Raw genomic sequence first — 26,148 nt, 5'->3', positions numbered from 1 at the left:
TTTCTATGCTGACAGAAGAACAATATAAAAATAGAAAAGAGACTCTTGAAGGCGCATCAATGGTGACTATATGGGAGAATATTCATCCAGATAGTATCTCTGGGGAAATAACTCTTTCTTTTAACGAAGAAAAAGAGTTGTTTTTATGGTTTATTGAACGTCTTATGCATGATGGGAAAGTAAAACTTGGCAGTGACGGCCTGTTTTTAACTGGAAGCATAAAAGAGCAAATAGATAGATTTCGTGTTAATTTCCCCAATACCCCTGAAGATATGGAGCATGGGGCTTTCAATGGTTATTGGTTCTTATCTGATGCTTGTTCTGCGGGTATTGTCTGGATCCATGATGATGGATATCAAGACTGGACCTGATTTTCTTTCGTCATATTAACGACAAGTAAGGGCCGATAAGCTCCTCATAAAAAACCCGCTTTCGCGGGTTTTTTGCTTACTTCACCAGAGGTTTATCGCTGGCAGCGGTTTTGAATTTTGCCATGTACTGCGGCTGGAAGATGCACATGCGCAGCACGGTGCGATATTCGCCGTTAACGAAGAATTCGTCAATCAGCTCACCTTCTACCTCGAAGCCCAGCTTGCTGTAAATGTGGATCGCCTTCGGGTTCTCTTTGTCGACGATCAGATACAGCTTGTACAGGTTCAGTACCGAGAAACCGTAATCCATCGCCAGCTTGGCGGCGATAGTGGCGTAACCTTTACCCTGATGAGTCGGATCAATAATGATCTGGAATTCCGCGCGGCGGTGGATGTGGTCGATCTCCACCAGTTCCACCAGCCCGACTTTGGCGCCCTGGTGTTCGATAATAAAGCGGCGTTCGCTCTGGTCGTGGATGTGCTTGTCGTACAGGTCGGAAAGCTCAACAAAGGCTTCGTAGGGTTCTTCGAACCAATAGCGCATCACGCTGGCGTTGTTGTCCATCTGGTGGACGAACGTCAAATCATCCCGTTCCAGTGGGCGTAGCTTGACGTTGGTAGGGCTGGACATGGGGGTTCCTTATGTCGTGGAGGGTACCAATGATAATACTGCACAATACATTATGGTCAGGATGAAGGCCTGAGTCGCGTATTTTTTCGTAAACAAAGCCGTTATACTGCCTGAAATATAGACAACTCAGAGAGGACGTATTCCATGGCGATAAAACCTCCACTTTCTACCTTGCCGGTGCTGGGTTCGGCCGAACAAACAGAGAGCTACGATCGGTGGTATCGGGCCAAGATTGAATCAGCCATTAACAGTGAGCAGCCAAGAATTCCGCACGAACAGGTGATGACTGAACTGCAAGCTCGTTTAGCAGCAAAGAAAAAATTGCGCAAAATGGGATGATCAATGCGGATAGAATGGAGCAGTGAAGCTCAGGAAGAGCTATGGAGCATTATTGATTATATTGATGACAGAAATCCGCGGGCTGCGCGAAAATTGCAGCACGAAATCGAAGCGGTGGTACTTTCCCTGCCGTTAAACCCCTTAATGCATCGTTTGGGTAGGGTAGATAATACGCGTGAAATTGTCGTCCATCCCAACTACCTGATTGTTTATAGAATCATCGGGCATATAGAAGTTCTTAGTGTTATTCACGCCAAGCGGGAATATCCGTGAATAAAAAACCCCGGCTGAAAGCCAGGGTTTGAAGAAACTCAAGATGCACTTTAGTCCGCCGCATGCCCTTGTTCGGGCAGGCGCTTGCCATCGAGCCAGGCCGCGTTATCACGCATCGCCAACCGACCTTCGACAAACCAGTTCACCACCAGCGGATAAATCAGGTGTTCCTGTGTTTGCACTCGCTCGACTACCTCATCCTCCTCGTCACCGGGGAAGATCGGCACCTTGGCTTGCAAAATGACCGGGCCGCCGTCGAGCTGTTCGGTCACGAAGTGCACCGAGGTGCCGTGTTCGCTGTCACCGTTGTCGATGGCTTGCCGGTGGGTGTGCAACCCAGGGTATTTTGGTAGCAGGGAAGGGTGAATGTTCAGCATGCGTCCGGCAAAGTGCTGCACGAACTGCGGGCTGAGAATGCGCATATAACCCGCCAGCACCACCAAATCCGGTTGATACTGGTCAATGGCTTCTGCCAGTGCGGCGTCAAACGCCGCACGGTCGGCATAGGCCTTGGCATCCAGCGCATGGGCGGCAATGTCTGCCGCTTGCGCACGTTGCAGGCCATAAGCCTGCGCCCGGTTGCTGAATACCGCCACAATTTCGGCGGCAATCCGGCCCTGTTGGCAGGCATCAATCAGCGCCTGGAGATTACTCCCCTGGCCGGAGACCAACACCACGATCTTTTTCATCAGTTGATGACCACTTGTTGTTCGTCAGAAGAAGCGGTCAGTTTACCGATCTTCCACGCTTTTTCACCGGCTGCGGTCAACAATGCGATGGCGGATTCAACCGATTCTTCCGGCAGAGCGATCACCATGCCCACGCCACAGTTAAAGGTGCGGTACATTTCGTGACGGCTGACGTTACCGGTTTGCTGTAGCCAGTTGAAGACGGCCGGCCACTGCCAGCTGGATTCGTCGATCACCGCCTGCATGCCTTCCGGCAGTACGCGTGGGATGTTTTCCCAGAAGCCGCCGCCGGTCAGGTGAGCGATAGCATGCACGTCGATTTTCTCGATCAGCTCCAGTACGGATTTCACATAAATTTTGGTTGGTGCCAGCAGATGGTCAGCCAGTGGTTGGCCTTCCAGAACTGTAGTGGTTGGGTCGGTGTTGCTGACTTCCAGAATTTTGCGCACCAGCGAGTAGCCGTTGGAGTGCGGGCCGGAAGCGCCGAGGGCGATCAGGGCATCGCCGGACTGCACCTTGCTGCCGTCGATGATTTCGGATTTCTCGACCACGCCGACGCAAAAGCCGGCCACGTCGTAATCTTCGCCATGATACATGCCTGGCATTTCGGCGGTTTCACCGCCCACCAGCGCACAACCGGACTGCTTGCAGCCCTCGGCGATACCGGTGATCACGCTGGCCGCGGTGTCCACGTCCAGCTTGCCGGTCGCGAAGTAATCCAGGAAGAACAGCGGCTCAGCGCCCTGTACCACCAAATCGTTCACACACATTGCAACCAGATCGATGCCGATGGTGTCGTGTCGTTTCAGGTCCATCGCCAGACGCAGCTTGGTGCCTACGCCGTCGGTACCGGAAACCAGTATCGGCTCGCGGTATTTCTGCGGCAACGCACACAGGGCGCCAAAACCGCCCAGACCACCCATGACTTCAGGGCGGCGGGTCTGTTTAACTACACCTTTGATGCGGTCTACCAATGCATTGCCAGCATCGATATCGACACCTGCGTCTTTATAGCTGAGAGAGGTTTTGTCGGTCACTGCGCGATCCCCACGACGGTTTGCGGTTTGAAAACTGTGCATCCGGCATTGATTCCGGACTAAGGCGCGGCAATTCTAACAGCGCAGGCAAACGTTTGCGAGTGGCTTGTGAACCAGCTCCGATTTTTCGTCATCTATACTGTTATTCAATCTTTTGTTGATCCCGATCGGGCTATTGTGGGTGGCGCAGTCGGCAAAAGGAGGTATAATCCGGCGATTTTTTTGGCCGTCAACCACCTTAATAGGAGAAAAATGATGAAGATCGTTGAGGTGAAACACCCGCTGGTGAAACACAAGCTTGGTCTGATGCGTGAAAATGACATCAGCACCAAACGCTTCCGTGAGCTGGCTTCGGAAGTGGGTAGTTTGCTGACCTATGAAGCGACCGCCGATCTGGAAACGGAGAAAGTGACCATCGATGGCTGGTGTGGTCCGGTTGAAATTGACCAGATTAAAGGGAAAAAAATTACCGTCGTACCTATCCTGCGTGCCGGTCTGGGCATGATGGAAGGGGTATTGGAAAACGTTCCTAGCGCGCGCATCAGCGTGGTTGGCGTTTACCGTGACGAAGAAACCCTGGAGCCGGTACCTTATTTCCAAAAGTTGGTTTCCAACATCGAAGAGCGTCTGGCGCTGGTGGTTGACCCGATGCTGGCAACCGGTGGCTCGATGATCGCCACTATCGATCTGCTGAAGAAAGCCGGCTGCAACAGCATCAAGGTGCTGGTACTGGTCGCGGCACCGGAAGGTATCGCTGCGCTGGAGAAAGCGCACCCGGACGTCGAACTCTACACCGCTTCTATCGATCAATGCCTGAATGACAAGGGCTACATCGTGCCGGGCCTGGGTGATGCGGGCGATAAGATATTTGGTACCAAATAAAAATTGAAGCCGACGATGAGTCGGCTTTTTTTTGACCGGAAAATAATTAGAGGAAAAACCCCATGACACGTCGCGTCATCGGCGTCAGTGAACGCCCGCCGCTACTGCAGACCATTCCGCTCAGCTTCCAGCACCTGTTCGCCATGTTTGGTGCTACCGTGCTGGTGCCAATCCTGTTCAAGATTAACCCGGCGACGGTGTTGCTGTTTAACGGCATCGGCACGCTGCTGTATCTGTTTATCTGCAAGGGCAAGATCCCGGCCTATCTCGGTTCCAGCTTTGCCTTTATCTCCCCGGTACTGTTGCTGCTGCCATTGGGTTATGAAGTGGCGTTGGGCGGGTTTATCATGTGTGGGGTGCTGTTCTGCCTGGTGGGGCTACTGGTCAAAAAAGCCGGTACCGGCTGGCTGGACGTGATATTCCCGCCGGCGGCGATGGGGGCGATTGTCGCGGTTATAGGTCTGGAACTGGCGGGCGTGGCGGCCAATATGGCGGGCCTGCTGCCAGCCGACGGCGTCAGCGCGGACACCACGACCGTAACCATTTCGCTGGTGACGCTGGGCGTGACGATCCTCGGCTCAGTGCTGTTCCGCGGTTTTCTGGCAATTATCCCGATATTGATTGGCGTGCTGGTGGGTTATGCGCTGTCGTTCTTTATGGGCGTGGTGGATTTAACCCCGATCCGCGAAGCGCACTGGTTTGCACTGCCGACTTTCTACACGCCACGTTTTGAATGGTTTGCCATCTTTACCATCCTGCCCGCGGCGCTGGTGGTGATCGCCGAGCACGTCGGCCATCTGGTGGTGACGGCCAATATCGTGAAAAAAGACCTGCTGCGTGACCCTGGTTTGCACCGTTCCATGTTTGCCAACGGTATCTCGACGGTCATCTCCGGCTTCTTCGGCTCAACGCCAAATACTACCTACGGTGAGAATATCGGCGTGATGGCCATCACCAAGGTTTACAGCACCTGGGTGATTGGTGGCGCGGCGGTTCTGGCGATCCTGCTATCCTGCGTTGGCAAGTTGGCGGCGGCCATTCAGGCGGTGCCGGTGCCGGTAATGGGCGGTGTATCTCTGCTGCTGTACGGGGTGATCGGCGCGTCCGGTATTCGCGTGCTGATTGAATCCAAGGTGGATTACAACAAGGCGCAAAACTTGATTCTGACGTCGGTGATCCTGATTATCGGCGTCAGCGGTGCCAAGGTGCATATCGGTGCCGCCGAGCTGAAAGGCATGGCGTTGGCGACCATTGTTGGCATTGGTCTCAGCCTGCTGTTTAAGGTGATCAGCCTGTACCGCAAGGAAGAGGTCGTGCTCGAAGCACCAGACGAGTCGGTCGAACAGAAGTAATGAAAACGGGCAGCCCATGAGCTGCCCGTTTTATTAATGTGCCAGGAATTAGCTGCGGATTTTACGGTAAACAAACAGCACCACGATGGCACCAATCACTGCCACCACGAAACTGCCGAAGTTGAAACCGTCCACTCTGCTGTAGCCAAAGAAGGTGCTGATATAGCCCCCAACCACGGCGCCGACAATACCCAACACTATGGTCAGGATAAAACCGCCACCGTCTTTGCCCGGCATGATCCACTTGGCTAAAATACCGGCGATCAGGCCGAAGATGATCCAGGAAATAATTCCCATTGACTGCTCCTTTCTTTGATATCAACTAATTATTGTTGTGTCGCCGGCTGAGTACTGTTTGCTCCTGCAGCGTCGGCATCACTTTTTAATTCTTCTGCTTTATTCTCAGCGCTATTTTTAATCGCTTCGGTTTTCGCTTTCGCCTGTTCGGTCAGGTCGTTGGCACCATTAATGGCGTCGTTCTTAATGGCTTTGGCCTGATCGACCAACTGCTGGCTTTGTTTGCTGGCGTCGTCTTTGATAGCATCGGCCTTGGCTTTGGCATCATTGGTGATGGCATCCGCCTGCTTGCTGGCATCGTCTTTAATCGCCGAGGCCTTGTCTTTAAGCTGGTCCGCCTGAGTGGTAGCCTCTTTCTTGATGTCCTTGGCCACGGCTGCGGCTTTATCAGTCAGATCGTCCGCTTTTTTCTGGGCGGCGTCTTTCATTTGCTCTGCGCTGTCTTTGGCTTTTTCAAGATTGGTGTCGACCTTGGATGAGTCATCACAACCGGCAAGCACTAGCCCAATGAGTGAAGCCAAAAGCACTTTATTCCATACTTTCATCGTCTATATCCTTGTAGAAACCTTGTTTATGGTAACTGCGTTTCGCCTTTCTATACTAGGATAAGTCTTGGATAAAATACAAATTTTACCCATGCTGCCCTTGGGGAGCTTGGCTTTCCCTGGCGCCTTTGCTCACTATTACGGCATAAAATCCTGCCGGTTCAACAGAGCCAGCTTTCTGTGGTAGACTTACCGCGTTTTCCTGCCAGTTTTGGTTGAGGTGCTTTTCTGAATACGCCGGCACAGCTTTCACTGCCACTTTATCTTCCCGATGATGAAACTTTTGCCAGTTTTTATCCGGGGGAGAACCCATCCCTATTGAGCGCGATCCAGTCTGCCGTTCGTCAGGAACATGGCAGCTATATCTATTTCTGGTCACGCGAGGGGGGTGGGCGCAGCCACCTGTTGCATGCGTCCTGCGCGGAGCTTTCGCTGCGTGGCGAGGCCGTAGGCTATGTGCCACTGGATAAGCGAGCCTATTTCGTGCCTGAAGTATTGGATGGCATGGAGCAGCTGGCCCTGGTGTGTATCGATAATATCGAATGCATTGCCGGTGACGAAGAGTGGGAAATGGCCATCTTCAATCTCTACAACCGCATTCTGGAAACCGGCCGTACGCGCCTGTTTATTACCGGCGATCGCCCGCCACGCCAATTGAATCTCCATTTGCCCGATCTGGCTTCACGCCTGGACTGGGGGCAAATCTACAAGTTACAACCACTGTCGGATGAAGAGAAACTGCTGGCGCTGCAACTGCGTGGCAAACTGCGCGGCTTTGAATTGCCGGAAGACGTGGGCCGTTTCCTGTTGAAACGCCTGGATCGCGAAATGCGCACGTTGTTTATGACGCTGGATCAACTCGATCATGCCTCAATCACCGCCCAGCGCAAGCTGACCATCCCGTTTGTGAAAGAGATCCTGGGGCTGTAACAGCTTCACTTCGAAAATTTTGGGCACCATAATCAGTGCCCACTATCACGTTTACAGAATTTCCAGCACCTGCTCCGGCGGTCGGCCGATACGCGCCTTGTTGCCGTTAACCACAATAGGGCGTTCGATCAGCTTCGGATTCGCCACCATGGCCGCTAACAACTGGGCTTCGCTCAGGCTTTCATCCGCCAGTTTCAATTCCTTGTACAGATCTTCTTTTTTGCGCATCAGCTCGCGTGCCGAGGTGAAACCCAGTTCCTTCAACAGTTTTTTCAACTGATCCACCGACGGTGGCGTCTCCAGGTACAGCACCACTTCAGGGGTTACGCCATGCTGTTCCAGCAGCGCCAGGGTTTCGCGGCTCTTGGAGCAGCGCGGGTTGTGGTAAATAGTGACGTTTTTCAATTAACTCATCCTTTTCAAAATCAGCTGCGCTGGTACTGGCGGAAACGCTCCTGCAATTGGCGCAACTGGTCGATGCGCGCATCATAGCGCGCCTGTTTCAGACTGCCGAGTTTTTGCAATGAACTGGCATTGCTGAGCAGGCCTATGGCCTGATCGAGACGGCCGGTTAGCGCCAGGCTTTCAGCGCGGGCGGAAAGTTCTTCATCGCGCAACCCCTGCGCGGCGCTGGCCTGGGCCAGCAGATCCCAGGCATTGGGATCGTCAGGGTGGGCGAAGGTATAACGGTTAAGAATTTTGGATGCCTGAGCCGGCTGGTTGCCTTCAACATAGGCGTTAGCCAGGTTGAGCTGCAGCACCGGATTGTTGCTTTGGGCCGCATTGGCGGCCTGCAGACGAGCGATAGCCTGCGGCGCACGTTTCTGACCGAGGTCGATGTCGGTCATCAGGTCGAGCAGCCAGACGTTTTTTGGATCTTGCGTCAGAAGTGGCTGAATGATGTTACGGGCGTCGTCATATTTCTTCGCCTCATAGAACAAAATGGCGCGGCCATACTTGGCGGCGGCCTGTTCACGGATATTGCCTTTGCTGTAGGTATCGAGCAGTTCTTCGCGCAGCCCGTAACCTTCGGAGCTGTACATCCCCAGAGAACGCACTTTGGCCATCAGGTAATCCTGGGTGGACTGCACCAGATGCTTGGGCATCTGGTTGGCGCGGTTGCGTGCGTCAGACAGGCGGCTGTCAGGCAATGGGTGGGTCAGCAGCATTTCCGGTGGTTTAGACGCGTAGCGCGACTGGTCAGACAGTTTTTGCAAGAAGTCAGGCATGGCTTCCGGATCAAATCCGGCACGTTGCAATACCTGAATGCCGATGCGGTCGGCTTCCTGTTCGTTCGACTGGGTAAAACTGATCATGCCCTGTTGGGTACCGGCCAGGGTACCGCTGAGCGCCGCCATGCCCATGGTAGGGTTAGCCATCGCCAGCAGGATTGAACCGAGGGCACCGACCCAGGTCAGCGGGGCATTGCGTTGCTGGTCTTCCATCGCCCGCGCCAGGTGGCGTTGGGTCACGTGCGAGATTTCATGCGCCAGCACCGAAGCCAGTTGGCTTTCGTTGTCGGTTTCGCGGAACAGGGCGGAGTGCAGCACTACGTTGCCGCCGAAGAAGGCGAAGGCGTTGATTTCGTCGTTACGCACCAGATAGAAATGGAATGGCGTACGCACCGAATAGGCGCTTGCCACCAGCCGGTTGCCCAACTGGTTAATATATTGAGTCAGCAACGGGTCATTGATCAGCGGTGCGCTGGCACGAAGCTGACGCACGTAAAAATCCCCCATGGCCATTTCCTGGCCAATGCTTAGGGTACCGCCCGCAGAGGTGCCCATATCCGGCAGTTGATCCTGGGTTTCCGCCAGCACCGGCGCCGTGGCGTTGAGTGTGCCAAGCAACAGTACTGCAATCGCTGTTTTGGTCAACCGGGTGGTCATAGTCAGGCGTTTCCCTTAAATAGTCATTTCTAAGACGTCAGCATCACCTAAGAGTTCTTGTTCCCTGCCGGACTCGCCAAAACAATCAGTGCGAAAGCGTGTTAGCTCACAAAAATGCACGCGTTGTGGCGGCCAGTTGGCAGTTAACATCATAGTCAGCCGGATGCGACAATGAAACTTCTGTTCGGCAATATTCGACCAGAAATGCTTTATTTTTCATTTCTCAATATTGCCATTCGGGTCATCAGATAAAACAAAGACAAAGTTTGTCCGTGTTTTAATTGACAGGATAAACGTGGACTAATATAGTCTGTGTTATTGAATTCATAGGTGCACCTCAAATCCAATATGGCTTACATCACTACCAGCGTTGAATATGGCATTCACTGCCTGCTTTGGTTAGTCGGCGACAATCAGCGCGCGCTCAGCAGCCGTGAACTTGCCGAACTGCAGGGGATCTCACCGAGTTTTCTGGCCAAAATTTTCCCCAAGCTGGAGAAAGCGGGGATCGTCGCCGCGAGCGAAGGCGTACGCGGTGGCTATCGGTTGGCCCGTCCGGCCGATGAGATCACTTTCCTGGAGATCATCGATGCCATTGAAGGGCACAAGCCATTGTTCGATTGCCAGGAAGTACGCGGCCGTTGCGCGGTTTTTGACGACAACCCACCCGACTGGGCGCTGTCCGGCAAGTGTGCGATCCATGCAGTGATGCTGCAGGCCGAAAAGGCCATGCGCGATGCACTGGCGGTACAAACTCTGGGGGCCGTTGCCACTCGTTTCGGGCGCAAGGCACCAGAGGGTTTCTTTGGTGAGGTCAACATCTGGATGGATGAACGAATGAGCGAACGTACCACCCGCAGCGGCAAATCGGCCCGCACCAAGCCTAAATAACGTCTCAGCAGTTTCTCTGATTCTTTTTCCCGCCTGTGTGCCACAGGCGGTAGCCCTTCTGCGCCCTTTTAACAGGCAGCGGAACGGCGCCACTCGCCTGGAAAATAGTACGGGCATCTGATTAAACCTGTAGGAAGGAGTTATTCCATGACGCAAAAAATAGTGATCGCCGGTTCTGGTTTTGCTGGTTTTTGGGCTGCAGTTTCCGCCATGCGAGCGATAGCGCAGGCCGGTAAGGAAGAGGAGATCGAAGTCACGATGGTTTCGCCGACGCCGAATGTCACCATTCGTCCACGCTTGTATGAAGCGGTGCTGGAGAACATGAGCCCGGATATCTCGGCACAGCTCGCCGCTATTGGCGTTCGCCATTTGGCCGGTTTGGTTGAGCAGATAGACAGCGAAAACCAGACGCTGGTGGTGGAAAACGCAGAGGGGAAAAAGCTCCAGCTGGATTATGACCGTTTGGTTCTGGCGACCGGTAGCCAGCTTTCTGTTCCACCGGTTGCCGGTTTCGCCGAGCATGGGTTCAATGTGGATACGCTGCAAAGCGCGCAACGACTGGATGCACATTTGAAGGCATTGGCAGCACAACCGGAAACCCCGGCGCGTAACACCGTGGTGGTGGTCGGTGGTGGGCTAACCGGGTTGGAAAGCGCCGCCGAAATGCCAATGCGCCTGCGTGCCATTCTGGGCAGCGAAGCGAACATCCGCGTGGTGATTGTTGATACTGCGGCGGAAGTGGGGGCGGGTATGGGGGCCGAACCTGGCGTGGTGATCCGACAAGCATTGGAAGAATGCGGCGTTGAGCCACGGGCCGGGATGCGCGTGACGGCGATCGATGCTGACAGCGTCACGCTGTCGAGCGGTGAGCGTATTGCAGCCAACACGGTGATATTGGCTGCCGGTGTACGGGCAAATCCATTGGTCGCTCAAATTCCGGGTGAGCGCGACGGCTCTGGCCGCATTGTCGGCGATGCCTTCTTGCATGCGCCGGCGGCGGCTGGCGTTTTTGTTACCGGAGATACGGTCAAGGCAGCGACCGACGCGTTGGGCAACCATAATCTGATGACCTGCCAGCATGCGATGAGCCTGGGACGCGTTGCCGGGCACAATGCTGCAGCGGAACTGGTGGGATTGCCGCTGCACCCTTATAGCCAACCCAAGTATGTGACTTGCCTCGATCTCGGTGCCTGGGGTGCGCTTTACACCGAAGGCTGGGATCGTCAGGTGCTATTCACACGTGCAGAGGGCAAAAAGATCAAACAGGAAATCAACACCCAGTGGATTTACCCACCGGCAGCGGATCGCGATGCTTTGTTTGCCGTCGCCAATCCAGATTTTGTGATTGTGCCTTAAGCCGTAAGTCACTACCCACGGGAGCGGAAACGCTCCCGCCGTTATTTTCCCATCGGCAAGAAAGAGCGCTCCGGCACCACGGTTTTCATCACCAGCGTGGAGCTGAGGCGCTGAACGCCGGGCAGGGCAGAGAGCTTCTCGTCATACAACTGCTGGAAAGCGGGCAGATCGCGGGAGATCACATGCAGCAGGTAATCGGGGTCACCGAACAGCCTTTGCGCCTGAACCACCTGAGGAATATCGGTCATCGCATCCTCAAAGGCGGCGACGGCATGGCGATCGCCTTCTCTCATGGTGACGAAAACCAATGCGGAAAAGTTAAACCCCAGGCTGGTGGGTTCAAGCTGGGCGCGATAGCCCCTGATCACCCCTGATTCTTCCAGAGCCTTCACCCGGCGGTGGCAGGGCGAAACGCTAAGCCCGACACGTTCGGCCAGTTCGGTGACAGAAAGTCGCCCATCCGTTTGTAGCTCGGCAAGAATTTTGCGGTCTATCTTATCCATTTAGAAAAATTTCCCCGAATTTGTGGTTTTCAGGCAAGTAATTGGCAGCACATTTTAACGCCCTAAAGATATTCTTTCCAATAATTAAGCGGCCGGGGCCGATCGCACTTAACGCGGTTTGCAGGCCCTATGATGAGGAAAGTCAGGTGAAAATACGCATAACAGAACAATCTCGGCAGTGGGGCGATCTGTCATGACACTGGCCATTTTTGCCGCCTTCTGGGCAGTTTCGATTCTGTTTGTCATCACGCCGGGCATGGATTGGGCATACGTGATATCGGCGGGTATACGCGGCAGGGTGGTAGTACCGGCAGTCGCCGGATTACTGTTTGGGCATCTGCTGGCGATTGTGGTAGTGGCGGCCGGTGTCGGCGTGTTGGTTGCCGGTAACCCGCTGATCCTGACGGGGCTTACCGTCGTGGGTGCAACCTACCTGCTGTGGATAGGTATCAATCTGTTGCTGAATCCTCCGGTCCCCAGTTCCGCCGAGAAACAGAGCTCAGATTCATGGATGCGCTGGGCAGGCAAAGGAATTTGCATCAGTGGCATGAATCCAAAGGTCTTTCTGTTATTTCTGGCCCTGTTGCCGCAATTCACCGATCCACATGCCCTGTGGTCGATTCCGGCGCAGATCCTGGCACTCGGCCTGCTGCATCTGGTCAGTTGTGGGCTGGTTTATCTGCTGGTGGGTTATGGTTCGCAGTCAGTATTACAGACGCGCCCGCAGGCGGCGCGGGTTGTCAGCCGCATCTCCGGTATCGCGATGACCCTCATCGCCGTTGTCTTGTTAGCCGAGCAGGCGCTTAAATGAGGGCGAATATTTAGAATGATTCGACAGTGATAGCTGGATGGCAAATGGCCGGCATGGTACAACGATACGCTTGAACCCCGGTTAATACCGGGGGAGTAATAAGTTAAAAAATATCCCACCACAGGAACCGCAATGCCTGCCAGTCAAACCTCTAGGAGCACTCTCTGATGCTGGAGATGTTATTACAGTGGTACCGTCGCCGTTTTACCGATCCGCAGGCCATCGCGCTGTTGGTGATCCTGGTTGCCGGCTTCCTCATCCTCTATTTTCTGCATGGCATTCTGACCCCACTGTTGGTGGCGATAGTGCTGGCGTACCTGCTGGAGTGGCCGACCGCACGCCTGCAACGTATCGGTTGTTCGCGTAACTGGGCGGCGAGCATGGTGATGATCATGTTTGCCGGCATCGCAATGCTGCTGGTGTTTGTGGTGGCGCCGACCGCGTGGCAGCAGGGCATTAACCTGATGACCGATCTGCCGGGGATGCTCAATCAGTTCTATAACTTTGCCGCGACGCTGCCGAAGCGTTATCCGGCGCTGGTGGATGCCGGCATCATCGATATGATGGCGGAAAACCTGCGTGGACGTCTGTCGGGCATGGGCGAGTCGGTAGTGAAATTCTCACTGGCCTCTCTGGTCGGGCTGCTGACCCTGGCGATTTACCTGATCCTGGTGCCGATGATGATGTTCTTCCTGCTGAAGGACAAAGAGCAGATGCTCAACGCGGTACGCCGTGTGTTGCCGCGTAATCGCGGGCTGGCCGGACAGGTATGGATCGAAATGAATCAGCAGATCACCAACTATATTCGCGGCAAGGTGCTGGAGATGGTGATCGTCGGCGTCGCGACCTATCTGGTGTTCGTGGTGCTGGATATGCGCTATTCGCTGCTGCTGGCGGTGTTGGTCGGTTTCTCGGTGCTGATCCCCTATATCGGTGCGGTGCTGGTGACCATTCCGGTGGTGGTGGTGGCGATGTTCCAATGGGGTGTCGGTGCCGACTTCTGGACGCTGATCGTCGCCTATCTGGTGGTGCAGGGGCTGGATGGGAATTTGCTGGTGCCGATTCTGTTCTCTGAGGCGGTTAATCTGCATCCGCTGGTGATCATTTTGTCGGTGATTATTTTCGGCGGATTGTGGGGGTTCTGGGGTGTGTTCTTTGCTATCCCGCTGGCGACTCTGGTGAAGGCGGTGATCCACGCCTGGCCGGACGAACTGCGGGTGGAAACGGAAGCGGAATAAACGGGAAAAACGAAGCGCAGCAGGATCAGGTTGCTGCGCTTCGGTTCAATTATTGCTGCAGATAGCTCAGAACGATGTCGTGATGATTGGTGGTCTTGAAATCATCAAACACTTTTTCAACCTTGCCTTTGCCGTCGAGCAGGAAGCTGATGCGGTGAATACCATCATAGGTTTTGCCCATAAAGGTTTTCTCACCCCAAACGCCGAACTGCTGCGCTACCTGATGATCCTCATCAGATAACAACGTGAAGTTTAACAACTCTTTCTCGGCAAAACGCGACAGCTTCTCTGGTTTATCCGTGCTGATGCCCAGAACTTCGACACCTGCTTTTTTCAGTTCATCCATGTTATCCCGCAAACCGCAGGCCTGTACGGTACAGCCCGGCGTCATCGCCTTGGGATAAAAATAAACCAGTACTCGTTGTCCCTGGAAGTCGGCCAGATTAATTTCCTCACCGTCCTGGTCAGGCAAACTAAAGTTTGGCGCTGTGTCACCGGCTTTCAATGGGGTCATCACTACTCTCCATCTTTCTCATCATGCTGTGGATAGTTCACAACGCTAATACTGCCTTGTGCTTTCAATTCTGTACATAGGCGATGAAAGGCTTGCTCAATATTTGATGCATCGGCGTTGCCGGGGCTGTGTGCGGTGATCTGGATATGAAGCTGGGGCGGCAGGTCGCTTTCTGCCGGTTGGGTGCGCGACACCAGTTCGGCAATGTTCATCTGGCTGGAGTGGAACAGATCGGTAAAACGCTCAATGATGTGCGGGGAGTCCTTGACCTCAACCTGCACCCACACCGTAGCCGGCATCGGCGGCCTCTCGTGCGAGTTGGTGCGCTTCATCACAATCAGCAGTTCCAGCTCCGCCCCTTTTTGCGGCAGGGTAGATTCAATCAGGGTAATGGCGTTCCAGCTACCGGAAAGCAGCATGATGAACGTGAACTCCTCACCCAGCATGGCCAGACGGCTATCTTCGATATTGCATCCGCAACTGCTGACGTGGCGGGTGATGGCATTGACGATCCCGGGGCGGTCGGTACCGAGCGCGGTAATCACGAGATAGTGTTCATCTGGCTTAGGCAAAATGGGGCTTCCTGTCGTGCACAATGGGGTTACCATGGTAAACATAAAAAAAACCGCCTGCCAAGCGCTTACAACACCGTTGTTTGCTTGCTTTTGGATAGGCAGCAAAAGTACCATGAGTGACTTGTTTGTGGAGGGGACGGCCAATGTTTACGGGAAGTATAGTTGCACTGGTTACGCCGATGGACGACACAGGTGCTGTCGATCGCGCGAGCCTAAAAAAATTGATTGATTATCATGTAGCCAGTGGAACTGCGGCCATCGTTTCCGTAGGGACTACCGGCGAGTCTGCAACGCTTGCCCATGACGAGCACGTTGACGTGGTATTGCAGACGCTGGAACTGGCCGCAGGCCGTATTCCGGTGATCGCCGGTACCGGCGCCAACGCCACCGCCGAAGCCATTTCGCTGACCCAGCGCTTCGAAAATAGCGGTGTAGTGGGTTGCCTGACGGTCACGCCTTACTACAATAAACCGACTCAGGAAGGCCTGTATCAGCACTTCAAGGCCATTGCCGAAAGCACCGCACTGCCACAAATCCTCTATAACGTGCCTTCTCGCACCGGGTGTGACATGCTGCCGCCGACGATTGCGCGCCTGGCAAAAATCAAGAATATTGTTGCTGTTAAAGAGGCAACAGGGAACTTAAGTCGTGTAAGTCAGATCCAAGTGCTGGTTGATGATGAAGATTTCATTTTGCTGAGCGGCGATGACGCCAGCGGTCTGGATTTCATGCAACTGGGTGGCAAGGGCGTGATTTCCGTGACGGCCAACGTGGCCGCACGTGAAATGGCGCAACTTTGCGCGCTGGCAGCACAGGGCAACTTTGCTGAGGCACGCCGCTTAAATCAACGCTTGATGCCGTTGCATCAGGATTTGTTTGTAGAAGCAAACCCAATTCCGGTGAAATGGGCCTGTAAGGCATTGGGATTGATGGCAACCGATACGATGCGTCTGCCTATGACGCCGTTGACCGACGCTGCCCGTCCGGTAGTGGAACGCGCGTTGAAAAGCGCCGGTTTGCTGTAACTCTAAGGGAAATTTGATGGTTTATTCATTGCAAAAGTCGACGGTAGCAAAAGTCGTGGGTATTTCGCTGGTTATGATGCTGGTCGGTTGTACCACCGACCAACGCTACAAACGCCAGGTTAGCGGCGATGAGTCTTACCTCGACGCGTCGGTGCTCAAGCCACTGAACGCACCCGCAGGTATGATCCTGCCGGTGCAAAGCGGTAATTATGATGTTCCGGCCACCACGCTGAAAGGCGGCGTCGGCAAGCAACTGGATATTCGTCCGCCGGTACAGCCACTGGCATTGCTGAGCGGTTCACGCGCGCAATATGCCGGCGACAGCGGTACGTTGCTGCTTGAAAACAGCCCGCAGAACCAGAACCTGTGGTCACGCGTTACCAGCATGCTGCAAGCGAAAAACATTGCGATCGCCTCACGTCAGGACGCTACTCAGACCCTGACTACCGACTGGGTGAAGTGGAACCGTCTGGATGAAGACAACCAGTACGAAGGCCGCTACCAGATCAGCGTACAGCAGCAGGGTTACCAGCAGGCGCTGGTAGTGAAAACCGTCGGCCTGCAGCAGCAGGGTAAAACCGATCAGGTGACCGACCCGTCTGAAGTGCAGCGCTACAACGGCATGATGATGAACACTATCGTCGAAGGCCTGGACAAGCAGGACAACCTGGCGAGCAACCAGTCGGCCAACCGTTTCGGCGCGCTGGACGTGCAGAGCGGCGCGGATGATACCGGCCTGCCAATGTTGGTCGTGCGTGGTCCGTACACCGTAGTGTGGGATCGCCTGCCGGCGGCGTTGGAAAAACTGGGGATGAAAGTGGGTGACCGCAGCCGTCCGCAGGGTACCGTCGCCGTGACCTACAAATCCCTGAGCAGCAGCGACTGGGATGCGTTGGGCGTCAAGGATCCTGAACTGAAAGAAGGCGATTACAAACTGCAGGTCGGTGACTTGAACAACCGCTCCAGCCTGCAATTTATCGATCCTAAAGGGAAGCCATTAACCCAGTCGCAAAACGACGGCTTGGTTGCGGCATTCCAGTCAGCATTCAGTAAAACCAGCGTTAAATAACGGAAAAGGGGCTACGGCCCCTTTTTTCTTTGTTCAATACGGTATCGTTTGCGTCACGGATTTGGCACAATAGACCCCATCATCCTTGCAGCGTTTTTAAATAATTCTTTTATTGGAGTAAGTCAGATGCAAAAGCTAGCTGAGCTGTATCGCGGAAAGGCAAAAACCGTCTACACCACTGAAAATCCTGATCTGCTGGTGTTGGAATTCCGCAATGATACGTCAGCACTGGATGGTCAGCGCATTGAGCAATTTGATCGCAAGGGTATGGTAAACAACAAGTTCAACCATTTCATCATGAGCAAACTGGAAGAAGCCGGCATCCCGACGCAAATGGAACGCCTGCTGTCAGACAACGAAGTTCTGGTGAAGAAGTTGGACATGGTGCCGGTAGAGTGCGTGATCCGCAACCGTGCTGCCGGTTCACTGGTGAAGCGTTTGGGCATTGAAGAAGGCCTGGTACTGAACCCACCGCTGTTTGACCTGTTCCTGAAAAACGATGAAATGCACGATCCCATGGTCAACGAATCCTACTGCGAAACCTTTGGTTGGGTGAACAAACAGCACCTGGCACGCATGCGTGAGCTGAGCTACCAGGCGAACGACGTGCTGAGCAAGCTGTTTGACGACGCAGGCCTGATCCTGGTCGACTTCAAGCTGGAGTTTGGTTTGTTCAACGGCGAAGTGGTGCTGGGCGATGAATTCTCGCCGGATGGTAGCCGCCTGTGGGACAAAAACACCCTGGACAAGATGGACAAGGACCGCTTCCGTCAGAGCCTGGGTGGCCTGATCGAAGCCTACGAAGAAGTGGCTCGCCGCATCGGCGTCAAACTCGACTAAGCCCTTTTCCGCTATACGGGGCCGTTTGGCCCCGTCATTTCCCTGACTTTCCCCGCCGTCTGTTCCTTCTGTCTGCATTTCCAGAAAAATTCTACATTTCCTTTGCCGCTGAGCATTTATAATGATCTACGTAACATGACAAAAACCTAATCTGGAGTTTACTTATGCGTTGGCAAGGGCGTCGGGAAAGTGACAATGTTGAGGATCGTCGCGGGCAGTCTTCAGGTCTGGGTGGCGGCGGTGGCGGTTTCCGCGTGCCTCGCGGCAAGGGCGGTATCGCCATTCTGGTGGTGGTGTTGGTGGCCGGCTATTACGGCATCGATCTTTCACCGCTGTTGAACGGCGGGGATGTTAGCCCGCAAACACAGCAACAGAGCGCCAGCATCAGTCCAAAAGACGATGAGCTGGCCAAATTTACCTCGGTGGTGCTGGCCTCTACCGAAGATAACTGGAAAGAAGTTTTCCAGCGCATGGGTAAAACCTATCAGCCACCCAAATTGGTGATGTATCGCGGCGTAACGCGCACCAGCTGCGGCACCGGTCAGGCGGCGATGGGGCCATTCTATTGTCCGGGCGACAAAACGGTGTATATCGACCTGTCGTTCTATCAGGATATGAAAACCAAACTGGGTGCAGGCGGTGACTTCGCCCAGGCCTATGTGGTGGCGCACGAGGTGGGCCACCATGTGCAGAACCTGTTGGGCATTGAGCCTAAAGTGCGTCAAATGCAGCAGGGTGCCAGCCAGGCAGAAGTGAATCGTCTGTCGGTGAAAATGGAACTGCAGGCGGACTGCTTTGCCGGCGTGTGGGGCAAATATGCCGAGAAGCAGCAAATGTTGGAAGAGGGCGACCTGCAGGCGGCATTGAACGCTGCGCAGGCGATCGGCGACGATCGCTTGCAGCAACAAGGGCAGGGACGCGTGGTACCGGACAGCTTCACCCACGGGACCTCACAGCAGCGCTACACCTGGTTTAAACAGGGCTTCGACAGCGGTGACCCTAACACCTGCAATACCTTCGCATCCCGTTAACATGCATGCCGGAGCCTGACTCCGGCATTTTTTTTAGCTCTGGGTCTGGATACTGATGTTACAGGCAATGCAACAACTTATGCAGCAGCAGGGCATCAGACGCCTGCTGGTGCTCAGTGGCGAGCCGCAATGGTGTCGCCAGCAAGCGCACCGGCTGGCGACAACCCTGCCGGGTGACTGGCCGTGGGTGGGGGAAAACCCGCCCAGCGGCATGCAGTCGCTGGCCAGTGGTGCGGTACGGACATTGCTGGGGCAGGAACGATTACATGCCGTGTATGACGCGACCGATGGTTTGGATGTTGAAGCGCTGGCCGCGCTGGCCGGTACGCTGCGAGCCGGCAGTTGGTTGTTGCTGTTAACCCCACCCTGGCAGTCCTGGCACCAACAGCCGGATAGCGACAGCCTGCGCTGGAGCGATTGCCCACAGCCGATCACTACCCCAAACTTCATTCACCATCTGCAGCAACACTTGGCGGCGGACAGCGAAGTCACGCTCTGGCGACAGGATGAGCCGCTGACGTTGGCACCTTTGCCGGTCCGCCCGCAGTGGCTGGCACCGAATGGCCAACCGACTTTCGAGCAGCAAGCGTTGTTGACGCAATTACTCGGCGCCGAGCCAGGCGTTTGGGTGCTGACCGCCGCCCGTGGGCGCGGCAAGTCAACGCTGGCGGGGATGCTGGTGGCCAACACGCCGCTGACCTGCTGGCTCACCGGGCCCAGCCGAGCGGCTACCGAGGTTGCTGGTGAATGGGCGCAGGGCCGTGCGCAATTCTGGGCACCGGACGCGCTGTTGGCCCATTGTCGCGAACATGATGTCAGCGACGTGGGTTGGCTGTTGGTGGACGAGGCGGCGGCGATCCCCGGCCCGTTATTACAGCAGTGGGTTAACCATTTCCCCCGTATTCTGCTGACGACCACGGTACAGGGCTATGAAGGCACTGGCCGGGGTTTCTTGCTCAAGTTTTGCGCCGGGCTGCCTGAGTTTCAGCCGCTGGAGTTGCAGCAGCCCATGCGTTGGGCGCCGGGTGATGCGCTGGAGCGTGTCATCGATAACGCGCTGCTGTTCAACGAACTCCCGCCGTGGCAGGCAACGGATCGCCCCGTCAGTATCACTGGAGCTGAACAAAGGGCGCTGTGTGCCGATCCTCAACGCTTAGTGCGTTTTTACGCCCTGTTGAGCAGCGCCCATTACCGGACTTCACCGCTCGATTTACGGCGGTTGATGGATGCACCGGGTATGCATTTTGGCCTGGCGCAGGTTGAGGATGAGGTCGTCGGCGCGTTGTGGCTGGTAGAAGAAGGCGGCCTGAGTGCCGAACTGGCGCACGAAGTCTGGGCCGGCAGGCGGCGACCACGTGGCAATCTGGTGGCCCAATCGTTGGCGGCGCACGGTGGCCAGTGGTGGGCACCGACGCTGCGTTCAAGACGCATTACCCGCATTGCGGTATTACCCGCTATGCGTCAGCAGGGCATCGCCCGCCGCCTGATCGAACAGCAGCGTCAGCAGGCACAAGGGTTGGATTATCTTTCGGTCAGCTTTGGTTACACCGAGCCGCTGTGGCGCTTTTGGCAGTCCTGTGGCTTTGAGCTGGTGCGCATTGGCAGCAAGATCGAGGCCAGCAGCGGTTGCTACAGCGTCATGGCCATTCTGCCCTTGAGCGAGCAGGGTGAGGCGCTGCGTCATGCGGCACATAAGCATCTGGCGCGTGATTGGCGCTGGTTGCAGCCGCGCATCGATCTGCAACTGGAAGTCACCGGTGACGACGGCGACACCCGGCTGGGCGAGGACGACTGGCGTGAACTGGCCGGATTCGCCTTCGCCCATCGGCCACTGGAGGCCAGCCTGGGGGCGTTACAGCGTTTATTGTTAGCCAGCGCTTTGCCACTGCCCGCACTGCGGCTGCATCTGCAACAGCAAACGACATCGGCAGGTTGCGTGGAGCTACTTGGTTTCAGCGGCCAGAAAGCCTTGCTGCGTCGCTGGCGACAAGAGACGGGAATGGCGCTTGAACAGCTCGATGCGCAGCATTGCCTGCGCTGGCACGACTGGTCGCAGTCATTGCAATAAATTGAAGATGTTGCTCAATAAAACCCGATTTTCCTGAATTCTCAGCGGCGTATAGTAGCTGGCAGGAACCGGGGCATCTGGCGCCGGGCAGAATTTGATCAACACGAGGAGTCACCGATGAAACATGAGCATTTTGTTGTACAGAGCCCGGCAACCCCGGCTGCGCAGCTGATCCTGCTGTTTCACGGTGTTGGCGATACTCCGGTGGCGATGGGTGAGATTGGCAGTTATTTCGCCAAAGACTTCCCGCAGGCGCAGGTAGTCAGCATTGGTGGCCCTGTTGCCTTCGATACCGGTGGCGGTCGCCAGTGGTTTTCGGTGCAGGGTGTGACCGAAGAAAACCGTGCCGAGCGCATTGCTGAAGTGATGCCGAAGTTTATCGAAACCGTGCGTTACTGGCAGCAACAAAGCGGCGTGAATGATGCCGGTACCGCGCTGGTCGGTTTTTCTCAGGGCTCAATCATGGCGCTGGAAGCCTTGAAGGTGGAACCCCGGCTGGCCGGCCGCATCGTGGCTTTCAGCGGGCGTTTTGCCGGTTTGCCTGATAAAGCGTTCGGTGACAGCGTGGTGCATTTGATCCACGGCGAACAGGATGCGGTAATTAGGGTGCAACATGCCAGGGCGGCGGCTGAGCGGCTGCAGGCTATCGGCGTCGATTTCACGCTGGATGTGGAAGATGACGTGGGGCACGCCATCAATCAGGGCATGATGAATGATGCCCTGGAACGGTTGCATTACTACGTCCCGCAACGCTACTGGGACGAAGCGATGTTCGGCAAGCGCGGCGATTTGGTGGCCTTTAAATAAACTTCAGGGCGCTTATACCCGTCGCCTTTCAAGTTGCAGCGTTGTTACCTGCACTCGCTCACCCCAGTTACTTACTCGAGTAAGCGCCTGGGGATGAGCGAGCTGGGCGCCTAACTGCAACTTGAAATTCATAGGGTATAATGCGCCCTGATATCATTTTTTCTTCGGCCAGTCGTCGTCGTCCCACTCGGCGTTATTATCGCGGTGCGGAGGCAACTCCGGCTTATCGGCCAGATAGCGTTTGACGTCAACGCGGCGTAGCTCTTTGATCCCACTGATAATCATCCCGACCAGAATCAGCAGGATAATCCACCAATAATCTGCTAACCATTCCATATTCACTCCTTTCCTTCAGGGCGTATAAAACGCGAAAATAGCGATGGCAAATGCTCTTCAAGCCATTGGGCACCGGCGACTTCCTTATTTTTCCAGGCCGCCAGCAGCAGCTCCGGCGTCAGCAGATGCTCGGCTTCAAGCGCCAGCGGACGGTAGCTTAGATGCCAGGGCTCGACCGCCACGCCGTCACCCTCTTCGGTGAACGGCCGGTAAAAGCCAAATTCGGCCATATGTTCCGTCATCCACTGATTGAGTGGATAAAAATAGCCGCCTTTTTGGTATTCCCAAGGCTCCAGCTGCAGTTTTTGCCCGGCAGGCAAGAGTGAAGGATCGTAGACATCCAGATCGCTGCCCCAGTGATGGCGACTGGCGCCCGGCAAGGCCGACCAGCGCAGGATCGCTTCGCAAAGTTCGCCGGTAGACAGCAGCGTGATGTCGATTGGCTGACTGTCCTTATCTAATACTGGGCGCTGGCCGCAGAATTTTCCATTCCAGATCGCCTGTTGCCGGCCAAAATCACGAAATGTACTGGCGGGCTGCAGATCAAAACCGGCCTCCAGTGCCGCCTGTTGCATGGCGAGGAATGCAGCCACCGCGGCGGGCTGCAGCCGGTGGTTACCGCTCAGCGGTGCCAGATGCTCGGTTGAGCACCCGGTCAACATTTCCGGTGTGATCATGCGACCAATTGCTCCATGATGCGCTGGTACATACGGCTCAGTAGTTGCAAATCGGCCGCGTGTACGCATTCGTTGACCTTATGGATAGTCGCGTTGACTGGCCCCAGCTCAACCACCTGCGCGCCCATCTGGGCGATAAAGCGGCCGTCGGAGGTGCCCCCGGTGGTCAGCAACTGCGGCGTCAGCTCAGAGTAGTGTTCGACGGCGTTAACCACCGCATCCACCAGCGCGCCACGTGCAGTCAGAAACGGCTGGCCCGACAGGCGCCATTCGATGCTGTAGTTCAACTGATGGCGCTCAAGTAGTTCCTCTACGCGCTGTTTGATCGTCGCGTCGGTCGATTCGGTACTAAAGCGGAAGTTGAACTGAACGAACATCTCGCCCGGGATCACGTTGTTGCTGCCGGTACCGGCCTGCACGTTAGCAATCTGCATGCTGGTCGGCGGGAAGAATTCATTGCCGCGATCCCACTCGATCGCCACCAGCTCATTGAGGGCCGGCATGGCGCGGTGCACCGGGTTATCCGCCAGATGTGGATAGGCAACGTGGCCCTGAATGCCGTGAATGTGCAGGTTGGCGGTGATCGAGCCGCGACGCCCGTTCTTCACCACGTCGCCGACGCGTTCGGTACTGGACGGCTCACCGACCAGGCAATAATCCAGGCGCTCATTGCGCGCCATCAGCGCTTCCACCACTTTCACCGTGCCATGGGTCGCGCTGGCTTCTTCATCGGAGGTGATCAGGAATGCCAAACGGCCCTGATGATGCGGATTGGCCGCGACGAAACGTTCGGCCGCCACGACCATTGCCGCCAGCGAGCCTTTCATGTCTGCCGCGCCACGGCCATACAGCATGCCGTCGCGGATAGTCGGCTCAAACGGCGGGTTGTCCCAGCGTTTTTCGTCGCCGGTTGGCACGACGTCGGTGTGGCCGGCAAACGCCAGGGTTTGGCCTTCGCCACGCCAGGCCCAGAAATTCAGGGTATCGCCGAAAGGCATTGGCTCAACGGTAAAACCAATGGCTTCCAGACGTTCAATCATCAGTGCCTGACAGCCTTCATCGTGCGGGCTGAGCGACGGGCGCTTGATCAACTGTTGGGCCAGTTCGATAACCGGGCAAGTCATGCTGCCACCTCGGAAATAAATTGCTGGTAGCCTTCGGCGCTGAAGCCGAGCAGGGCGTGTCCGTTGCCGTCGTCCAGCAGTGGGCGTTTGATGATTGCCGGCTGTGCCAGCATCAGCGCGATGGCCGCATCGGCATTGTTGCAGGCGGTGCGCTGCGCTTCATCCAGCTTGCGCCAGGTGGTACCGCGGGTATTGAGCAGCGGTTCCCAACCGAGACGTTCGACAAAGCCGCGCAGTTGCTGTTCGTCCAGCCCGTCGGCGCGGTAGTCGTGAAATTGATAAGCCACACCCTGTTCTTCCAGCCAGCGGCGTGCTTTTTTGATGGTGTCACAATTTTTGATGCCGTACATGGTCAACGTCATGGAGTAAGAACCTTCTCTGCAACCTGACACCGGCGCGTGGGGCCGGTGGTAAACCGCCGGTGGCGGTGAAATAAATGCCAGCGACCAGCATGCCGAAAAATGGCGGGGAGTTCCACCGTACAATGGTCTGAAAGACCGGGGAAAGCTGAAAAAATCCCGATCGCGTTTATTGCGGTGCTTTTTTGCTAATCTCAATGTGCTACTCAGTTACCCTACATAGAAGAAGACTATGGAAAATTACCGAATTGAAGTTACCGAAAGCGGCATTGACGAAATAGAAGCGCTGATTGCAGAAGGGCTGAATCAATATAACGATGAAGTGACCGGCACCAACGATCGTCGCCCGTTGGCGGTGGTGGTGAGAGACCCGAACAGCGGCGAGGTGCTGGGCGGGATTAGCGGGCGTTCATCGTTGGGCATGCTGTTTGTCGATCTGTTTCATCTGCCAAAATCGCTGCGTGGCTCAGGATTGGGCAGTGAGTTGCTGCGTCGTTTCGAATTGGAAGGGCGGCGCAGGGGCTGCGTTTCCGCGGTGTTGTACACCATCAGCTTTCAGGCACCAAAGTTTTATGAGTTGAACGGCTGGACGCGCTTTGGTGAGGTGCCCTGTCTGCCGGCAGGCACCAGCCGAGTCTTTATGATGAAGACGCTGTAGATGACAGGCCGGAAATTATTCTCCGGCCTGACGTAATTTATAACTCAGGCTTTTTTCTGATCTTGGGAGCAATGTTCCTTTAAGGTTTTTTCAGCGGACATAACCATTGTGCTGCAGGCGTTCCAAAGCCGCGCTATCGGCATAGACCATGCCGGTGGTCAGCTCATGGAAGTGATACTTTTTGTAGAACTCCAGCTTGTCGGGTACCGAGTAGATAAACACTTTGCCGAGCGGGGCCAGATCCTGCATCACCCGATCCATCAATTGTCGTCCCAATCCCCGCCCCTGAAAATCCGGATGCAGGGCTACGTCGGCCAGATAGGCCACCGAAGTCATGTCGCTAATGGCATGGGCGGTGGCGATCAGTCGGCCATCCAGGTAGCCCCAGTAGCAAAATTGGCTGTGCTGATAAACGCGCTGCAATACCTGCGGATCGCGCTGGCCCAATCCGGCGGTTTCCAGTAGCCCGGCCAACTGCAGCCAGTCGACGCCGTAGCGGTTCGGGTCAGTCACTATTTCCATATCAGCCTCGCTTAGCCAATCCTATCCAGGTCGGCGGCGTATTGACGGATCGCACGCTGGTAACTGCTGATGTCGCTATGCGAGGAGGTTTCCGCCAGCAGTAACAGCAGATCCGCTACCGCCTGTTTGGTTTCGCCCAGGTTGTACAGCGTCATGGCGCGGAACAGCGTGAGCTCTTTGGCCTGCGGGAACTCGCTCAACCCGTCGTCGAAGGCGGCCAGCGACTGTTGGTACAGGCCTAGCGCCCGGTAGGTACTGCCCAGGCCAAGCCAGGCTTCCTGCCGCTGCGTCGCCGGCAAATTGCGCGCCAGTGCCGCGAGGTAGCAGGGAATGGCCTGCTGCTCAAACCCCTGAACGTCGTACAGGCAAGCCAATTGGTAGTGCAGCCCGGCGGCTTCCGGTTGTTGCAGTAACTGTTGTTGCGCCAGTTCGGTCGCTTCCTGATAGCGGCCCAACTCTTTCAATTGTTCGATGGTCAGCGTAGGAGACATCATATGGCCTTGGGTGAG

Annotated in this window: 33 protein-coding genes; 17 read left to right on the top strand and 16 right to left on the bottom strand. The window is 55.5% G+C overall.

What is annotated here, in order from left to right; genetic code table 11:
• Positions 1–5 precede the first annotated feature (5 nt).
• Positions 6–371 (top strand): DUF596 domain-containing protein, encoded by a 366-nt coding sequence (locus M2406_RS19155; protein ID WP_112362989.1) that lies wholly within the window; start codon positions 6–8, stop codon positions 369–371.
• 76 nt (positions 372–447) lie between these two features.
• Here the strand turns inward: M2406_RS19155 and speG are convergent, their stop codons facing one another.
• Positions 448–1,002, bottom strand: a complete 555-nt coding sequence (gene speG / locus M2406_RS19150; protein ID WP_012146239.1) for a spermidine N1-acetyltransferase — start codon at positions 1,000–1,002, stop codon at positions 448–450.
• Positions 1,003–1,146: 144 nt separating this feature from the next.
• On the opposite strand from speG, the gene M2406_RS19145 reads away from it, so the two are divergent.
• Together M2406_RS19145 and M2406_RS19140 are read left to right on the top strand one after the other, a co-directional pair.
• The gene (locus M2406_RS19145; RefSeq protein ID WP_259191031.1) at positions 1,147–1,341 is read left to right on the top strand and encodes a hypothetical protein; all 195 of its coding nucleotides are present in this window, start codon (positions 1,147–1,149) and stop codon (positions 1,339–1,341) included.
• 3 nt (positions 1,342–1,344) lie between these two features.
• On the top strand, positions 1,345–1,614 hold the full coding sequence (locus tag M2406_RS19140; RefSeq protein ID WP_112362990.1) for a type II toxin-antitoxin system RelE/ParE family toxin: 270 nt from the start codon (positions 1,345–1,347) through the stop codon (positions 1,612–1,614).
• Positions 1,615–1,664: 50 nt separating this feature from the next.
• On the opposite strand, the gene purN is transcribed toward M2406_RS19140, so the two are convergent.
• Positions 1,665–2,303: a phosphoribosylglycinamide formyltransferase gene (gene purN, locus M2406_RS19135; RefSeq protein ID WP_259191030.1), complete on the bottom strand. Its 639-nt coding sequence runs from the start codon at positions 2,301–2,303 to the stop codon at positions 1,665–1,667.
• Positions 2,303–3,340: a phosphoribosylformylglycinamidine cyclo-ligase gene (purM, locus tag M2406_RS19130; protein WP_115184932.1), complete on the bottom strand. Its 1,038-nt coding sequence runs from the start codon at positions 3,338–3,340 to the stop codon at positions 2,303–2,305. Before purM ends, purN begins: the two co-directional genes overlap by 1 nt.
• 255 nt (positions 3,341–3,595) lie before the next feature.
• Between purM and upp the strand changes: the two genes are divergently transcribed.
• Entirely contained in the window at positions 3,596–4,222 is a 627-nt protein-coding gene (gene upp / locus M2406_RS19125; protein WP_017893631.1) for a uracil phosphoribosyltransferase, read from the top strand.
• A 62-nt stretch (positions 4,223–4,284) separates the two neighbouring features.
• The gene (gene uraA / locus M2406_RS19120) at positions 4,285–5,574 is read left to right on the top strand and encodes a uracil permease (RefSeq protein WP_259191029.1); all 1,290 of its coding nucleotides are present in this window, start codon (positions 4,285–4,287) and stop codon (positions 5,572–5,574) included.
• Between the two features lie 48 nt (positions 5,575–5,622).
• Here uraA and M2406_RS19115 read toward each other — a convergent pair whose 3' ends face one another.
• Both M2406_RS19115 and M2406_RS19110 read right to left on the bottom strand, forming a co-directional pair.
• Positions 5,623–5,871, bottom strand: a complete 249-nt coding sequence (locus tag M2406_RS19115; protein ID WP_259191028.1) for a GlsB/YeaQ/YmgE family stress response membrane protein — start codon at positions 5,869–5,871, stop codon at positions 5,623–5,625.
• 29 nt (positions 5,872–5,900) lie between these two features.
• Positions 5,901–6,416: an E3 ubiquitin--protein ligase gene (locus M2406_RS19110; protein ID WP_259191027.1), complete on the bottom strand. Its 516-nt coding sequence runs from the start codon at positions 6,414–6,416 to the stop codon at positions 5,901–5,903.
• Positions 6,417–6,644: 228 nt separating this feature from the next.
• Here M2406_RS19110 and hda point away from each other — a divergent pair, with 228 nt between their 5' ends.
• Entirely contained in the window at positions 6,645–7,346 is a 702-nt protein-coding gene (gene hda, locus M2406_RS19105) for a DnaA inactivator Hda (RefSeq protein WP_026142482.1), read from the top strand.
• 51 nt (positions 7,347–7,397) lie between these two features.
• Here hda and arsC read toward each other — a convergent pair whose 3' ends face one another.
• Entirely contained in the window at positions 7,398–7,751 is a 354-nt protein-coding gene (gene arsC, locus M2406_RS19100) for an arsenate reductase (glutaredoxin) (protein WP_012146230.1), read from the bottom strand.
• Between the two features lie 20 nt (positions 7,752–7,771).
• Positions 7,772–9,235 carry a M48 family metallopeptidase gene (locus tag M2406_RS19095; RefSeq protein WP_012146229.1) on the bottom strand — a complete coding sequence of 488 codons (1,464 nt, stop codon included), beginning with the start codon at positions 9,233–9,235 and terminating at the stop codon, positions 7,772–7,774.
• 348 nt (positions 9,236–9,583) lie between these two features.
• On the opposite strand from M2406_RS19095, the gene M2406_RS19090 reads away from it, so the two are divergent.
• Both M2406_RS19090 and M2406_RS19085 read left to right on the top strand, forming a co-directional pair.
• Positions 9,584–10,126, top strand: a complete 543-nt coding sequence (locus M2406_RS19090) for an Rrf2 family transcriptional regulator (protein WP_115184054.1) — start codon at positions 9,584–9,586, stop codon at positions 10,124–10,126.
• A 147-nt stretch (positions 10,127–10,273) separates the two neighbouring features.
• Positions 10,274–11,482, top strand: coding sequence for an NAD(P)/FAD-dependent oxidoreductase (locus M2406_RS19085; protein ID WP_259191026.1), 1,209 nt, complete (start codon positions 10,274–10,276; stop codon positions 11,480–11,482).
• Between the two features lie 41 nt (positions 11,483–11,523).
• On the opposite strand, the gene M2406_RS19080 is transcribed toward M2406_RS19085, so the two are convergent.
• Positions 11,524–11,985 carry an Lrp/AsnC family transcriptional regulator gene (locus M2406_RS19080; RefSeq protein ID WP_012146226.1) on the bottom strand — a complete coding sequence of 154 codons (462 nt, stop codon included), beginning with the start codon at positions 11,983–11,985 and terminating at the stop codon, positions 11,524–11,526.
• 193 nt (positions 11,986–12,178) lie between these two features.
• Between M2406_RS19080 and M2406_RS19075 the strand changes: the two genes are divergently transcribed.
• Together M2406_RS19075 and M2406_RS19070 are read left to right on the top strand one after the other, a co-directional pair.
• On the top strand, positions 12,179–12,796 hold the full coding sequence (locus M2406_RS19075) for a LysE family translocator (RefSeq protein WP_259191025.1): 618 nt from the start codon (positions 12,179–12,181) through the stop codon (positions 12,794–12,796).
• A 167-nt stretch (positions 12,797–12,963) separates the two neighbouring features.
• The gene (locus M2406_RS19070; RefSeq protein WP_012146224.1) at positions 12,964–14,034 is read left to right on the top strand and encodes an AI-2E family transporter; all 1,071 of its coding nucleotides are present in this window, start codon (positions 12,964–12,966) and stop codon (positions 14,032–14,034) included.
• A 49-nt stretch (positions 14,035–14,083) separates the two neighbouring features.
• Here the strand turns inward: M2406_RS19070 and bcp are convergent, their stop codons facing one another.
• A complete protein-coding gene (gene bcp / locus M2406_RS19065; protein WP_012146223.1) occupies positions 14,084–14,548 on the bottom strand; it encodes a thioredoxin-dependent thiol peroxidase in 465 nt (154 codons plus the stop codon).
• Between the two features lie 2 nt (positions 14,549–14,550).
• A complete protein-coding gene (locus tag M2406_RS19060; RefSeq protein WP_197724626.1) occupies positions 14,551–15,156 on the bottom strand; it encodes a glycine cleavage system transcriptional repressor in 606 nt (201 codons plus the stop codon).
• Between the two features lie 110 nt (positions 15,157–15,266).
• On the opposite strand from M2406_RS19060, the gene dapA reads away from it, so the two are divergent.
• The 6 genes from dapA to ypfH all read left to right on the top strand — a co-directional run bounded on the left by dapA (position 15,267) and on the right by ypfH (position 21,963).
• Positions 15,267–16,148, top strand: a complete 882-nt coding sequence (gene dapA / locus M2406_RS19055; RefSeq protein ID WP_012146221.1) for a 4-hydroxy-tetrahydrodipicolinate synthase — start codon at positions 15,267–15,269, stop codon at positions 16,146–16,148.
• Positions 16,149–16,164: 16 nt separating this feature from the next.
• Positions 16,165–17,217, top strand: a complete 1,053-nt coding sequence (gene bamC / locus M2406_RS19050; RefSeq protein WP_012146220.1) for an outer membrane protein assembly factor BamC — start codon at positions 16,165–16,167, stop codon at positions 17,215–17,217.
• 126 nt (positions 17,218–17,343) lie between these two features.
• Entirely contained in the window at positions 17,344–18,057 is a 714-nt protein-coding gene (gene purC, locus M2406_RS19045) for a phosphoribosylaminoimidazolesuccinocarboxamide synthase (RefSeq protein ID WP_012146219.1), read from the top strand.
• Between the two features lie 164 nt (positions 18,058–18,221).
• Positions 18,222–19,088: a neutral zinc metallopeptidase gene (locus tag M2406_RS19040; protein WP_012146218.1), complete on the top strand. Its 867-nt coding sequence runs from the start codon at positions 18,222–18,224 to the stop codon at positions 19,086–19,088.
• 55 nt (positions 19,089–19,143) lie between these two features.
• Positions 19,144–21,156: a tRNA(Met) cytidine acetyltransferase TmcA gene (locus M2406_RS19035; protein WP_259191024.1), complete on the top strand. Its 2,013-nt coding sequence runs from the start codon at positions 19,144–19,146 to the stop codon at positions 21,154–21,156.
• 117 nt (positions 21,157–21,273) lie between these two features.
• On the top strand, positions 21,274–21,963 hold the full coding sequence (ypfH, locus tag M2406_RS19030) for an esterase (RefSeq protein WP_259191023.1): 690 nt from the start codon (positions 21,274–21,276) through the stop codon (positions 21,961–21,963).
• Between the two features lie 153 nt (positions 21,964–22,116).
• Here ypfH and M2406_RS19025 read toward each other — a convergent pair whose 3' ends face one another.
• Genes M2406_RS19025 through M2406_RS19010 form a run of 4 tightly spaced genes read right to left on the bottom strand, consistent with a single transcriptional unit; the run spans position 22,117 to position 24,462 of the window.
• Positions 22,117–22,299: a YpfN family protein gene (locus M2406_RS19025; RefSeq protein ID WP_259191022.1), complete on the bottom strand. Its 183-nt coding sequence runs from the start codon at positions 22,297–22,299 to the stop codon at positions 22,117–22,119.
• 2 nt (positions 22,300–22,301) lie between these two features.
• Entirely contained in the window at positions 22,302–22,976 is a 675-nt protein-coding gene (locus M2406_RS19020) for a M15 family metallopeptidase (RefSeq protein WP_259191021.1), read from the bottom strand.
• Positions 22,973–24,100, bottom strand: a complete 1,128-nt coding sequence (dapE, locus tag M2406_RS19015) for a succinyl-diaminopimelate desuccinylase (RefSeq protein WP_012146213.1) — start codon at positions 24,098–24,100, stop codon at positions 22,973–22,975. Before dapE ends, M2406_RS19020 begins: the two co-directional genes overlap by 4 nt.
• On the bottom strand, positions 24,097–24,462 hold the full coding sequence (locus M2406_RS19010) for an ArsC family reductase (protein WP_017893617.1): 366 nt from the start codon (positions 24,460–24,462) through the stop codon (positions 24,097–24,099). The genes dapE and M2406_RS19010 overlap by 4 nt, the downstream gene beginning before the upstream one ends.
• Before the next feature lie 229 nt (positions 24,463–24,691).
• Here M2406_RS19010 and M2406_RS19005 point away from each other — a divergent pair, with 229 nt between their 5' ends.
• Positions 24,692–25,117 carry a GNAT family N-acetyltransferase gene (locus M2406_RS19005; protein WP_012146211.1) on the top strand — a complete coding sequence of 142 codons (426 nt, stop codon included), beginning with the start codon at positions 24,692–24,694 and terminating at the stop codon, positions 25,115–25,117.
• 90 nt (positions 25,118–25,207) lie between these two features.
• Here the strand turns inward: M2406_RS19005 and M2406_RS19000 are convergent, their stop codons facing one another.
• A complete protein-coding gene (locus tag M2406_RS19000; protein WP_259191020.1) occupies positions 25,208–25,639 on the bottom strand; it encodes a GNAT family N-acetyltransferase in 432 nt (143 codons plus the stop codon).
• 11 nt (positions 25,640–25,650) lie between these two features.
• Positions 25,651–26,130, bottom strand: a complete 480-nt coding sequence (locus M2406_RS18995) for a tetratricopeptide repeat protein (protein ID WP_017893615.1) — start codon at positions 26,128–26,130, stop codon at positions 25,651–25,653.
• Positions 26,131–26,148 lie beyond the last annotated feature (18 nt).

The organism is Serratia sp. BIGb0163 (genome assembly GCF_024809935.1).
Taxonomy (GTDB): Bacteria; Pseudomonadota; Gammaproteobacteria; order Enterobacterales; family Enterobacteriaceae; genus Serratia; species Serratia quinivorans.
The sequence above is the reverse complement of the archived record's forward strand: the minus strand, read 5'-3'. Positions and strand labels throughout refer to the sequence as shown.